Below are 13,484 nucleotides of genomic sequence, written 5' to 3' on the forward strand. Positions count from 1 at the left end.
GGGACGTCAGACGGTCGCCGGCTCCGACACCGTCAGCGTGCCCGGGACGAAATCGACGGCGGGGTCGTCGGTCCAGTGGATGACGGTGCGCCGCTGCAACATCTGCCGGAACTGGGACGTCGTGTTGGTGAGCACCGCACCGCTGCCCCAGTCGAGGATCACGCCGTACTGGCGGACGCAGTCCATCTCGTTGATCAGACCGGAGCGATATTCTCCGGAGACCGCCTCCGGGTCACGCTCGATCCATGCATGCCGATTGCTGCGGATGTACTCGCGCGCACCGATGGTGGCTTCGAGATCGACTTCGTAGGCGAAGATCTCGGGATCGACCTCCTTGATGACCACGCCGTAGTCCTTCTCCGCGCGGGCGATCGAGACGTAACCGTCGATGACGTCCTCCAGCACCGCGTCGACGTCACGCTGGAGCGGGTCGCCGAGGCCGCCGCCACCGGCCGATGGGCGGGTGAACTCGTCTCCGGACTTGATGGGGATCGCGGCGAAGATCGAGCCGAGGTATTGCTCGTCGTCGGTGCCCTTGTTGAGCCAGACGCCATGGGGGATCGACGGCAGGCCGCCCCACAGTCCCCAGGTGACCGACCGTTCGCGGTCGCAGCAATAGGACATGACGGTGTTGTCGCTGGCCCACAGCTTTCCGCCCTTCTCGGCGCCGAGTCCGCCCCGGAACTTGCCGGGGCCGCCGGAGTCGGGCACCAGGTCGTGGCACGACGTCAGAACCGGGGCCAGCCGTTCCTGTCCCTCGAAAGGCTGTGTGCCGTACTGGACTCCGAAGACAGCTGCGGACGCGTTGTAACCGTCGGCGCCGTTGCGGGCGCCCCAGCCGCCCATCATCCAGTCGTACCACATGAAATTCGGATTGCCTTCTCCGCGTTGATCGCGACCGCCAACCAGGAGGTACTCCAGGTTGAACGTGCAGGCCATCGCGCGCTCGGGCTGGATGTCCGACCAGATCTCGAAGACCGAACTCATGATCTTCTCGAACGGGCCCGAGCAGAAGCCGGCACACGGTGACGGCCAGTCGGCATTGACCACCGACCCGAGCGGCCCGAGGTCAGCTGTCACGACGCGGTAGAACCCGGAATTCAGTGGGATGTCCGGGAATTGCATCTTGGTGCCGGCGACGATGCCGGCGAACGAACCACCGAATCCGGCGTTGAGCATCGACGAGATCGATGCATGCGATTCGCTGAGATCGTAGTGGACGGTGTCTCCGGAGATGGTCATCCGCGTCTTGATCGGGATGAGTCCCTCACCGCGGGCCGGGTCTTGATCGATGTAATCCTCGGTGTACCAGACACCGTCCGGGAGTTCGGCGATCTTGGCGCGCGTGAGATCCTCGACGTAGTCTTGCACCTCGGCCATCGCCGTCTTGATCGTCTCGACTCCGTACTTGTCGCAGAGACGCTGGATCTCGCGCTCGGCCACGCGGGTCGCCTCGGCCTGTGCCTGCATGTCGCCGATGATGTCGCGCGGGTTGCGGGTGTTCTTCGCGATGAGATAGGCCACGTCCTCGAGGAACAGGTCCTTGCTCCACAGCCTCGTCGGCGGGATCCGCAGTCCCTCACCCATGTGATCGAGTGCTTTGACGTTGAACGATCCGGGAGTGGCACCGCCGACGTCGGCCCAGTGACCGTTGGCCTGGGCGTAACCCAGGAGTTCGCCCTGGTAGTAGATGGGCCGGATGATCCGGGTGTCGTTGAAATGGCTTCCGCCCTCGTAGACGTCGTTGATCACGAAGACGTCGCCGGGATGGATGTCGCCCTCGAACTGCCGGATGACCGCCTTGGCGGTGTAGTGCAGGGTTCCGACGTGGGCGGCGATGTCGCCGGTGCCCTGCATGACGGTGTTGCCCTCGGTGTCGCAGAGGGCCGAGGAGAAGTCCCGCGAGTAGATGACGAACGAGTAGCAGGTGCGCAGGATCTGTTCGGCCATCTGGTCGACGGTGTTGATGAAGGCGTTCTTCAGCACCTCGAAGGTGACCGGATCGAGTGTTGTTGCCATGGTGTGGTTTTCCTGTTCTGTCAGAGTCGATGGGGGATCACTCGGCGGCGGTGAGCAGGAGGTTGCCCCACTCGTCGACCCGCGCGGAGGTCCGTGGCGGGACGACGGTCGTCGAATCGAGCTGGTCGACGATGCACGGTCCGGTCAGCACGGCTCCGGGCGGCAGTCCGGCGCGGTCGTAGACCGGCGTGGCCAGTCGTGCGACCTCGTCGGGGAACAGCACGTCCCGCAGCTCGAGGGGTTCCGGGGTGAAGGTCTCCGAATCGACCAACTCGGCGGGGGTCGCGTCCATCCGCGGCGTGAGTCCGATGGCGCGCAACGAGATCCGGTAGATCTCGACGCCGGTGTCCTCCGCCGCGAAGTTGTGCTCCTTGAGATGTGTCGCGTGGAAGGTCGCGACGACCTCGTCCAGGCTTGTCAGCGGCATCGAGACCGGCACCGCGATCGCCCGCCACTGTCCCTCGTAGCGCATGTCGAGGTAGTACTCGAAGAGCATGTCGTCGGGATCGACGTGCTCGGCCGTCAGACGCTCCCGTCCCTCCTCCTGCAGTTCGGCGAAGGTGGCGGTGAGGTGGTCGAGGTCGGCGCCCGCGGCGTCGGCGAGATACATCCGGGTGATGTCGTGCTGGATGTCGACCAGCATGCAACCCATCGCCGAGGTGACTCCCGGGTGCGGCGGGATGATGACGGTCGGGATGCCCAGGTCCTTGGCGAGATAGGCGGCGTGCAGGGGTCCGGCTCCGCCGAAACCGACCAGCGCGAAGTCCCGCGGGTCGTGGCCCTTGCGGATGGAGATCAGGCGGATCGCGTCGGCCATGTTGGCGTTGGCGACCTTGATGATCGACTGGGCCGCCGTCTCGACGTCGAGACCCAGTGGTGCCGAGATCTTCTCCAGGGCGGCCCGCGCCATCGACTCGTCGAGCTCCTTCACGCCGCCGGCCAGCTTCTTGCCGACGGTGCCCAGGATCAGGTTGGCATCGGTGTTGGTGGCGAGATCCCCGGACGCGCCGTAGCAGGCCGGCCCGGGGTCGGACCCCGCGGATTGTGGACCGTTGCGCAGCGAACCGGCGTCGTCGAGCCAGGCGATCGAACCGCCTCCCGCGCCGATGGTCAGCACTTCGATGCTGGGGAAGCAGATCGGGTGGCCGAACGCGACGCTCCACATGTTGGTCGTCGCCAGCACGCCGTTGTCGGTGAGCGACACGTCGGTGGAGGTCCCGCCCATGTCGAACCCGATCGAGTTCTCGAACCCGCACGTGCGGGCGATGTGTCGACTCGCGATGGCTCCCGCCGCGATGCCGGAGGCGGCCAGGCGGGCGCCGTATTTCTCGGCCATGGTCGGGGTCATGACCCCGCCGCCCGAATGGAGCAGCAGGACGTCGTTGTCGTATCCGGCTTCGGCGAGCCGGCCCTCGAGCGTCCGGGCGTAGGGGCCGATGATCGGGACCAGGGCGGCGTTGGCGACCGTCGTCGAGAACCGCTCGTACTCGAAGATCTCCGGCAGCACATCGCTCGAGGTGGTGATCGACACACCCGGCAGTTCCTCGGCGAGGATCTCGGCCATCCGGTTCTCGTGGGCGGGGTTGGTGAAGGAGTTGACGAAACAGACTGCCACGGTCTCGATCTCGCGTCGGCGCAGGATGCGGGCGACCTCGCGCGCGGAGCCCTCGTCGAGCGGCTCGAGGACGGTGCCGTCGTAACCGATCCGTTCGGGAACGGTCAGGCGGTGACGACGCGGGACCACCGGCGGGGCGACCTCCTGGTACGGGTCCCAGGACTCACGGTCGCCGCGCCGGATCTCGATCACGTCCCGGAACCCCTCGGTCGTCACCAGCGCGACCTTCGGGAACTTCCTCGTGATGAGCGCGTTGGTCGCGATCGTCGTTCCGTGCGAGAAGAATTCGACATCCTCCCACGCGACGCCGGCCTGCTCCATACCGGCCAGCACGCCCTCGATGGGATTGCTCTGGGTCGGATACTTGGCCGTGACGATCGTGCCGTCGGACTGCTGGATGAAGACGTCGGTGAACGTCCCACCGATGTCGACGGCGGTGCGGACCTTGTCGGTCCGGTTGATGGCTTTCGTCATGGGTACTTCCTCGTGGCTCAGCGGTCTCGGGACGCTCATCACGAAACCCGGCGCGGCGCCGTCGAACAATTGGCTCACCAGCCAGTGGTGCGGCGCGCAGGGCTGGACGGACGCACGCGGCCGACCGGCCGCGAGCACGCGACCTGCACAAACCGTCGTACTCGGCGCGTAACGCGCACATGTCGGACACGGACCGGAAACGTGATGTCACACAACGGAAACACTGACGATGATGCCCGGTCGGGTGGTGAGAACGACTGCGAGCGCCGATAATCGACGAACACCGATGGCGGCGAGGAGGCGATGGGATGGCGACCGTGGGCGACGTCGTCATCGGCGTGGGTCTGCTGTCGGTCACGCCGGGGGCCGCCGGGCGGACGCGACACGTCGAGGTGTCCGGCACCTGCGAGGCCGGTCGGATCGAGCCCGCGGACGTCGGCGCGGGCGACATCGTGCACATGGGGTCGACGGGATGGCCCGCTGCGGGCGCGCCGGAGGTGTTCGCGGCGACCCTGCGGCAGCGCGCAGCGGCCGCCGTGGTGGTGGACACCGACGACGACAACCTTTCCGCCGAGTTCGTGTCGGCCTGCGTGAGTCACGGTGTGCCGATCTACATGCTCCCCAGGACCAAGACGTTCCGCGACGTCGAGGTGGTCGTCACGCCGCATGCCGTCGTCGACGACACCGTCGGCGAATCCGGTCCGGTGGCTTCGATTCTGGCGTCCCTCGGAGCGTTTCACCGCGCGTCGGGCATCAGCGGGGCGGTGCTCCTCGACGGCGCGGTCCTCACCGCATCGTCGGCGACCGTCGATACCGATCTGCTGAGGAAGACCACCGCGTTGACCCCCGCCGTCCTGCATGCGATCGGTGGAACCGCGGCGGCCCTGCACATCACCCTGCCGAGGTCTGGTGCGGCGCTGGTCCTCTCGAACCCGCGCCGCCGACCATTCGAATCGACCCGGGTCCGCAAACTCGCGAACGACATCGACGCCGATGCGCACCTGCTGCGGGTGAACCGGGCGATGCGCAGACCGTTGGAGGGGGGCCTCGTCCGCGAGCTGATCGAGGCGCGGATCCCATCGTCGGCGATGGATTCGTGGGTGGGGTCCTTCGGTTACGGGCCGGGCGATCGCGTCCACTCGGTGGCGGTGGTCATCGGTCCGCACAGCGACACCTCGTCGGCGCGGGTCGTCGACGCCATGCACGACCTGGGTGCCTGCGCCGGGTTGGCAACCGTTGCAGCAGCACATGACTCGGTGGCCTACGCGCTGATCAAGACCGGCACGGAGAAAGACTCGGTGCCACCGGCGGGACGCGACTTCGACGCACATCTGCAGGTGTTCACCGACGTCTTCGTCGCCCGGCACGCCGAGCTCGCCGTCGGCGGCAGCTCCTACGTCATCCGGAGCAGCGACGACCTGACCAGGGGGCTCATCAACGCGCGACAGATGGCCGAGCGGAACTCCCGCGCCGACGACGAGTCGCCGGTCACGATCGCGCTTCCGGTGCCGCTCGCCGCGACATTGCTGGCCGGTGACCCGGAACGGTCGGCGGAGCTGCGCCGTTCGCTGCTCGATCCCGTCCTCGCCTACGACAGGGAGAAGGACACGAGCTACGTGTCGACCCTCAGCACGTTCTTCGCGCTCGACTGCCACTCCGGCGCGACGGCCAACGAACTGGGCATCCACATCAACACACTGCGATATCGGCTGTCGCGCATCGAGAAGCTGACCGGACGTGGCTTGCAGTCGATGGTCGATCGCACCGACTACTACCTGGCCCTATGCGTCGGCGAGACGTCCCGCGGACGGGGGGACCGGAGCCGGCGGCCGACTCCCTGACCACCACGGATCGGGCTGGCGTGCGGCGAAGTCGGCGATGACCTCGTACCTGCCACCCGCGGCACGACCGACATAGGACGGGTGCGAGCTGTAGTGGTTGGCGCGGAAGAAGAACGGCGCGCCTTCGGGATTCTCCTCGAATCGGATGCCGATCAGGGCGCGGGACAGGGCGTCGACGTCGAGCGATCGGGCCTGCTCGGCGGCCAGCGCGAGCGCGTGCACCGCGTTGAAGGCCCCGACCTGGGCGGCGTGACTCCAGCGCTGGCCCCGCACGTCGGCCAGCTCGCGCCGGAACGTGTCGTTCACCGGCGACGACAGCTCGGCGAAGTAGGTCGCGACCATGTAGTGACCGTCGCTGACCGCGGTCGGCATGTGGGCCAGGTCCAGCTCGGTGGTGACGGTCGCCGCGATCGGCATCGTGTCCGCGGTCAATCCGCCGAGGTGGTACTGGGTGTAGAAGGCCGTCGTCGAGTCGGCGCCGACGAGATTGCAGACCACCACGTCGGGTCGCACGCGTCCGATGTCGTCGATGATCGATTCGAACCTGGTCTCTCCGAGGGGTGCATAGCGGTCGCCGACGATCTCGATCCCGAGGCTCCCGGCGAGTCGGCGGATGGCTTCGGCCAGAACCCGCGGATAGATGTAATCCGAGCCGACGATGTACACGCGCCGGCCGAGTGTGCCGGCGATCCACGCCAGATAGTCGGCGATGTACTGGTTGGGCGCCGCGCCGCAGTAGAAGATCCGCGAGTCGGTCTCTTCACCTTCGAAGTAGGTGGGATACATCAACAACGAGGCGTTCGCGTGGATGGCCGGAGTCAGCGCCAGGCGGGCCGCCGAGGTGTACCCACCGACAATGGCGTCGACGTTCTCGGTGGTGCACAGATGATCCACCCCGCGGGCGGTCGACGACACCTCCGAGTGGTCGTCATAGATCGCGACCTGGATGTCTGAACCCAGAACGCCGCCGCGCGAGTTGATCTGGTGGACCGCGAGCATCGCCCCGTCCAGGATCGACTGCTCCATCTCCGCCTGGTTGCCCGAGAGGGAATACAGCATGCCGAGTCTCACGTCGGTCCCCGATCGGCGCGATCCGTGTGCATGGCAGCCACTATGCCAGCTGGGCCGCCCCTCGGCTTGTCCGGCGAATGCCCTCAGCGCAGCCCGTCGCCGGCCAGCAGCGTCAGGTGGCTCGGGTGGTCGGGGTCGAGGACCAGACGCTGATGGCGACGCCCGCGTGCCTTGATGAGATCGGGTACCAGGGTCAGGTAACGCGGCAGGCTCGCGGCGTACACATCGACCCGGAGACGATGGCCCGGCTGGAGGACCGCATCGGTGGGGACGAGGTCGACGTCGATGCGGATCGCTTCGTCGGCCGGCACCGGCAGTTTGCGCTTGCGCGACAGGTAGTGGTGCGCCGAGAGCAGGCTGCCGTCGTCGGCGTACGTCGACTTCGACTGGTCCAGAGCGCGATTCGACGCCGACAATGCACCGTTGGTCAGTACGACCGACGTCCCGTCGGGAGCGACGTCGTTGACGGTCACCGCCCAGATGGCCTCGTGTGCGGTCGTCGCGACGTTGAGCCGGAGGTTCATGGCGCCGCTGATCGGGGTGGCCTCGCCGACCGGCTCCGTGGTGAACGACAATGCGCCACGCTCCTGGTATCGCGCATCCCGGGCGAAGTCGGCGCCGAGGGCGAGCGTCGCGCCCGCGGTCACCTGGGTCATGTCGCGGGAGCGGAGGCCCCGGCTGTCCGGGCGCACGTGCAGGGACGACACAGACTGTGCGGGAGCGGTGCTCAGTGAACCGTCGTGGACGCAGTGATCCGCGGTCGACGACGGTTCGCCGGTCAGGTAGAGCCGGGTCGGGGCCACCCCGGGACGGGGGAAGCTCTGCCCCGCGGTCCACGCGCCACCCTGCTGCAGCATCGTGACCGGCCCGTAGTACTCGATCCCGTTGCGGTGTCCCTTGAGCCAGCGGTCGAACCACGCGCGTTCGAGGACGTCGAGGCGTGGCGGCGCGAACTGCCCGCCGTAGCCCGACCCGACGTCGAGGTGATAGCCGTCGCCGACGATCATCTGTTTGCGGCCCGGCTCCATCTGCAGACGTTCGTACACCCCGGTTGCGCTGCGGCCGAACAGATCATGCCAGGCTCCGACGGTGAAGGTCGGCGCCTCGATGCGGTCGACGATCGGGTCGCGGTCATCGAAGTACGGGTCGTCGAAGATGCGGGGATCGCGTGCGGTGAGGAATCCCCACAGCAGCGAGGGGATCTCGGTGGCCGGGGACTTCACCCGATCGATCGCCCAGCGCACCGCGTCACCGCGCACGAGGTCGCGGATCACGTTGGCGGGGTTGGGAACCCACTTGAGCATGTTGACCGCGGACAGCCACACCGGGATGAAGGCCGACGGCATGCCGCCGGTGATGTAGATGTCGCGCACCAGGTCGTCGCACCCCTCGACGGCGAACACGGCCTTGAGTGCGGCGGGCCGCTTGTCGGCGGCCTGCAGCGAGTTGATGGCGGAGTACGACCAGCCCGCCATCCCGACGGTCCCGTCGCACCACTCCTGCCCGGTCACCCAGTCGATGACCTCCACCGAGTCCTGTTGCTCGCGAGGACCGAGGATCTGCCATTTGCCGAGGCTCGCACCGGTACCGCGGACGTCGACGACAACCTGCACATACCCGCTGCGCACCAGGTTGCGGTTGATGCCGAAGACGTCGAAGACGCCACCCGACAGCGTCTGCGTCAGCGTCGTGAGGCCCTCGAGGGCCGTTCCGGTCCCGTCGATGGAGCGGGAGGCGGTGTGCAACGCCTTCCCGAGCACCGGCGCGTGGAGGGTCTGGTCGATGAAGTCGATGGCCGCGCGGTTGTACGGGTTGATGTTGATGACCGCGGGGTACGGCGTGAGGACCGTCTGACCGAACCGGTTGGCGGGCCGGATGACCGTGGCGCGCAGGACCACCCCGTCACTCATGGTGATGGAGACGTCGCGGTCGATGACGACCCGAGGGTAGAGCTGCTTGCCGTCGACCTGCTCGCGCCAGCGGATGCCGTCGGCGCCGCCGGTGGGATCGCCGAGGGGGAGGGTGCCGAAATGCGGCGCACCGGTGGTGCGGGTGCGCGTCGACGGAACGACACGTGCGCGCGACCGTGTGGGATCCAGCTGGTACGTCATGGTGCATCACCCTGCCTGGGATGAGGTGACGCACCCGCGGGTTGTTGCACGGATCGAGACGGCCGGGTGGACACCGACACCCCGTCGTGTCGGTCGCTTGCTTCCCGGCCCGTCCGCTGGCTGCGGATTACAGTGTGGTCCAGGTCACTTCACGTATTTGCTGAAGGATAACTCAGCGTCGATATCGGATGGCTAACGAGGTGGCGTCTTTTGGTCATGGGTGAGTGTGTTCCTGGTCACATTCGGGTAAACCAAGGTCGATGGCGGCGGCCGCCTCGAGCACCATCCACGCCGACAGCTGGACCGACAGGTCTCGCTCCGGAATCTCCGACGGATTGACCGCACCCTCGACGAACTGGGCTTTTGCCCCGTTGTCGGTCGGGATCACGGCTTGCCGGCGCCAGTCGCTGGAGAACACCGCGTGGCCGGCGACCTCGCGGCGGTTGGCCCAGGCGGCGTCGGCGCTGCGGGTGACGATCCGGGCGGCGCGCTCTCGCAGGTCATCCGAACCGTCGACGTCGGGCAGGTCGGTGGCGACGAGTGCCAGGTAGCGGGCCAGCACGCCGTGGAAGAGCCCTCCGTCCCCGCCGCCGCCTCCGTTGATCACCCCGTCGGTGCAGGAGTGGCCTTCGACGGCGCCGAGGAGCCGGGTCAGACGGTCGAGGTGCCGACTATCTCCGGTCGCACGCAACGCCTCCAGCTCGGCGCCCAGGACGACGCCCTGACAGTAGGTGTAGGTGCCGGTCTCGGGCTTCAGCGAACCGTCCGGAAGCTTCTTGAGTCCGTCGATGACCAGATGGGTGTCGGGATCGATGAGGTTGGCGTCCATCCAGTCGCACATCGCCACCGCGCGCTCGACGTGACCCGTGCGCGCCAGCAGGATCGCGGCCGGACCGTTGGCCGGCGCGTTGAAGAACTGATCGGCCTTGCGCCACGGGATTCCGCCGCCGTCGTCGGGCACCCACGCGTCGAGCATCTGGCCGGCGAGGGTGCGGAGTCCGCCCGCGTGGTCGAGGTGAAGGTGACGGTCGGCGCGTTCGATGGCGAGGCCGAGCCAGGCCATGTCGTCGTAATAGTTGTTGGTCCAGCGGCCGCCGTTGCGGATTCGGATGCCGCGCAGCAGCCGGTTGACGTCGTCGGCGACGTCGGGGTCGAAGGAGCGGTCCGCTCCCACTCGGTGGATCGCGGCGTCGACGAGGAGGTCCACGAGGTGCGCGTGCCACCAGTAGTGCCAGGATCCGAACTGGGCCTGCATTCGTCCGATCGGCCATGCCACGGCCGCGGCGCGTGTCCCCGGCAGCCAGAACGCGCGTTGCAGATGCCGGTCGTAGACGGCGCTCGCGGCGGCCGCTGCGCGGCCGTTCGGGTCGTGCCGGTCCGGCGATTTGGATTGTTCGTCCACGTCCGCGTAGCCTAGTCGTCGATGTGATGCACACCCGTGTGTCGTATCGGTTCAACCAGAGACCGTTGGTCGTCGGGATTTCCCGGACGAAGGCGCGACGAGGTCGCCGGCCCACGCAGGATGAACGAGGAATGTCGCCCCACACGAACAGTGTGTGCGTTCACGCCCCGTGCCTGTGTGCCGGGGCATTTGTCATCTCCGCCCTCGATCGCCTCCCGTTGCCCGTCGCTCTCTTGTTGGACTCGACCAACTCATAGTGACGAGGAGAGGAGGCGAAGTATGGCCAAGTCCGAAAAGGTCGCCGCAGTTGCGGAGATCGCGGAGCAGTTCAAGAGCTCCACGGCGACGGTTGTCACGGAATACCGTGGCCTGTCCGTCACCCAGATCAGCACGCTGCGACGTTCCCTCGGTGAGGGTGCAACCTACTCCGTCGCCAAGAACACCCTGGTGAAGCGTGCCGCTGCTGAGGCGGGCGTGGAAGGGCTCGACGAGCTGTTCACCGGTCCGACCGCCATCGCCTTCATCGAGGGTGAGCCGGTCGTGGCCGCGAAGGCGATCAAGACTTTCGCCAAGGACAACAAGGCGCTGGTCATCAAGGGCGGGTACATGGACGGCCGCGCGCTGTCCATTGCCGAGATCGAGCAGATCGCCGACCTTGAGACCCGTGAGGTCTTGCTGGCCAAGCTCGCCGGTGCCATGAAGGGCAACTTGGCAAAGGCTGCCGGTCTGTTCAACCAGCCGGCTTCGCAGGTGGCGCGCCTGGCCGCGGCCCTGCAGGAGAAGAAGAACGAAGCCGGCGAGACCGAATAGGTCGCCCGCCGCACCACCGCAATCCCCGAACCGTACGGGGATGAACACCAAGCCCCGTACGGGGACATACAGGAAGGACGCCGATCATGGCGAAGCTCACCGCTGACGAGCTCATCGATCAGTTCAAGGAACTGACCCTGCTGGAGCTCAGCGATTTCGTGAAGAAGTTCGAAGAGGTCTTCGAGGTCACCGCGGCTGCTCCCGTCGCCGTCGCCGCTGCCGGTGCGCCGGCTGCCGGTGGCGCCGAGGCTGCTGCCGAGCAGGACGAGTTCGACGTCATCCTCGAGGGTGCCGGCGACAAGAAGATCCAGGTCATCAAGGTCGTCCGCGAGGTCGTCTCGGGCCTGGGCCTGAAGGAAGCCAAGGACCTCGTCGAGAGCGCTCCGAAGGCTCTGCTGGAGAAGGTCGACAAGGAGGCCGCCGAGGCTGCCAAGGCCAAGCTCGAAGAGGCCGGCGCCAAGGTTTCGGTCAAGTAAGACCGACTCACGCGCAAGCGTTCACGAGCCCGGGACAGCATCGCTGTCCCGGGCTCGTTGTCTTCCGAGGGGTCGTAACGCCGAGTTCGGTTCGTTCGAATTCAGTAACAGACATCACGTCGACACCCCGCCCGCCGAGCATCGTTCGGCGGGCGTCGAGTCGTCGATCCGATGTTCCGCAGGTGGAGCCCAGGTCTGCGGTGGCCGTCACATCGGGGGCCGTGACCCGACTTCCCTCACCGCGAACCATCGGATATTGTCATCGTCGCGGCGAGAGTTACCGGGCGGTAGGTTTCCCCGCAGCCAATGCTGAGAACCATGCGGTGACGTTGTGGGGTGGGTCAAGTCGGTTAGAGTGACCGCAACCACAAATGCCACCGGTTGGTGCGCGGTCACACCGTGGCCGCCTCGGGGGCAGCGATCGTCTGGAGGAATTGTGGGTGTTGAGGTCAGCGTCGAAGGACTCACCAAGTCGTTCGGTTCGCAGAACATTTGGCGTGATGTCTCTCTGACCCTGCCGGAGGGGGAGGTCTCCGCGCTGCTGGGTCCGTCGGGTACCGGTAAGTCGGTGTTCCTGAAGACCTTGATCGGTCTGCTGCATCCCGAGCAGGGGTCGGTGATCATCGATGGCACCGACATCACGCAGTGTTCGGCCAAGGAGCTCTACGAGATCCGCAAGCTGTTCGGCGTGCTGTTCCAGGACGGTGCGTTGTTCGGGTCGATGAGTTTGTTCGACAACATCGCGTTCCCGCTTCGTGAGCACACGAAGAAGAAGGAGAACGAGGTCCGCGACATCGTGATGGAGAAGATCGACCTCGTCGGTCTGACCGGTGCCGAGGACAAACTCCCGGGTGAGATCTCCGGTGGTATGCGCAAGCGTGCCGGTCTGGCGCGTGCGCTGGTGCTGGATCCGCAGATCATTCTGTGTGACGAGCCGGACTCGGGTCTGGATCCGGTGCGTACCGCCTACATCAGCCAGTTGCTGATCGACATCAACGCCCAGATCGACGCGACGATCCTGATCGTGACGCACAACATCAACATCGCGCGGACGATCCCGGACAACATCGGCATGTTGTTCCGCAAGGAGTTGGTGATGTTCGGTCCGCGTGAGCAGTTGCTGACCTCGGAGCAGCCGGTGGTCAAGCAGTTCCTCTCCGGTGACCGGTTCGGTCCGATCGGTATGTCGGAGGAGAAGGACGAGGCGGTGCAGAAGCAGGAAGAGGCGATGCAGGCCGCGGGTATCTCCGGTGGTGGTACCAAGGAGGACTTCACCGAGATCATCCCGCAGGTGCAGCCCAATCCCGGTATGCCCGAGCGTAAGGCGATCGCCCGTCACCGCGAGCGCGTCCATCAGATGCTGCCCGACCTGCCGCAGAACGCCCAGGAGGCGATCCGCCGCAGCCAGGAACAAGAAGACCAGATCCGCGAGGAGAGCCGCGCCCACGCCGACAACATGGCGAACGGCAACGACCCGGGCGCGAACAACCAGGGCGGCAACGAGTGGACCCCCGCGCAGGGAAATGTGGCGGTCGCGGATTCCAAGACCGACGTCATCGACTACGGCGGCAGTGATGCCCCGACCGAGCAGTGGCACACACCCGGTGATGCACTGACCAAGCCCAGCCATCGTGCTGATGGGAACGAAGGGCGGAATCCCTAAGG

The 13,484-nt window shown here is 66.6% G+C and carries 9 protein-coding genes; 4 read left to right on the forward strand and 5 right to left on the reverse strand.

Annotated features, from left to right (window positions below; translation table 11 throughout):
* Nucleotides 1-6: 6 nt before the first annotated feature.
* Both BCM27_RS06005 and BCM27_RS06010 read right to left on the reverse strand, forming a co-directional pair.
* Nucleotides 7-2,019: a hydantoinase B/oxoprolinase family protein gene (locus tag BCM27_RS06005; RefSeq protein ID WP_004021722.1), complete on the reverse strand. Its 2,013-nt coding sequence runs from the start codon at nt 2,017-2,019 to the stop codon at nt 7-9.
* A gap of 37 nt (nt 2,020-2,056) precedes the next feature.
* A complete protein-coding gene (locus BCM27_RS06010) occupies nt 2,057-4,108 on the reverse strand; it encodes a hydantoinase/oxoprolinase family protein (protein WP_081487017.1) in 2,052 nt (683 codons plus the stop codon).
* Between the two features lie 308 nt (nt 4,109-4,416).
* Here BCM27_RS06010 and BCM27_RS06015 point away from each other — a divergent pair, with 308 nt between their 5' ends.
* On the forward strand, nt 4,417-5,949 hold the full coding sequence (locus BCM27_RS06015) for a PucR family transcriptional regulator (RefSeq protein ID WP_004021720.1): 1,533 nt from the start codon (nt 4,417-4,419) through the stop codon (nt 5,947-5,949).
* Here BCM27_RS06015 and BCM27_RS06020 read toward each other — a convergent pair.
* From BCM27_RS06020 to BCM27_RS06030, 3 genes are all read right to left on the reverse strand, one after another.
* Nucleotides 5,890-7,008 (reverse strand): transporter substrate-binding protein, encoded by a 1,119-nt coding sequence (locus BCM27_RS06020; protein ID WP_004021719.1) that lies wholly within the window; start codon nt 7,006-7,008, stop codon nt 5,890-5,892. The two genes, BCM27_RS06015 and BCM27_RS06020, sit on opposite strands and share 60 nt — an antisense overlap.
* A 95-nt stretch (nt 7,009-7,103) precedes the next feature.
* Nucleotides 7,104-9,131, reverse strand: a complete 2,028-nt coding sequence (locus BCM27_RS06025) for a CocE/NonD family hydrolase (RefSeq protein ID WP_033206350.1) — start codon at nt 9,129-9,131, stop codon at nt 7,104-7,106.
* A gap of 214 nt (nt 9,132-9,345) precedes the next feature.
* Nucleotides 9,346-10,533 (reverse strand): glycoside hydrolase family 76 protein, encoded by a 1,188-nt coding sequence (locus tag BCM27_RS06030; protein WP_004019498.1) that lies wholly within the window; start codon nt 10,531-10,533, stop codon nt 9,346-9,348.
* A gap of 279 nt (nt 10,534-10,812) precedes the next feature.
* Here BCM27_RS06030 and rplJ point away from each other — a divergent pair, with 279 nt between their 5' ends.
* From rplJ to BCM27_RS06045, 3 genes are all read left to right on the forward strand, one after another.
* On the forward strand, nt 10,813-11,343 hold the full coding sequence (rplJ, locus tag BCM27_RS06035) for a 50S ribosomal protein L10 (RefSeq protein WP_004019499.1): 531 nt from the start codon (nt 10,813-10,815) through the stop codon (nt 11,341-11,343).
* Between the two features lie 86 nt (nt 11,344-11,429).
* Nucleotides 11,430-11,819 (forward strand): 50S ribosomal protein L7/L12, encoded by a 390-nt coding sequence (gene rplL / locus BCM27_RS06040; RefSeq protein ID WP_004019500.1) that lies wholly within the window; start codon nt 11,430-11,432, stop codon nt 11,817-11,819.
* Nucleotides 11,820-12,255: 436 nt separating this feature from the next.
* A complete protein-coding gene (locus BCM27_RS06045) occupies nt 12,256-13,482 on the forward strand; it encodes an ABC transporter ATP-binding protein (protein ID WP_064569568.1) in 1,227 nt (408 codons plus the stop codon).
* Nucleotides 13,483-13,484 lie beyond the last annotated feature (2 nt).

The organism is Gordonia terrae (assembly GCF_001698225.1).
Taxonomy (GTDB): Bacteria; Actinomycetota; Actinomycetes; order Mycobacteriales; family Mycobacteriaceae; genus Gordonia; species Gordonia terrae.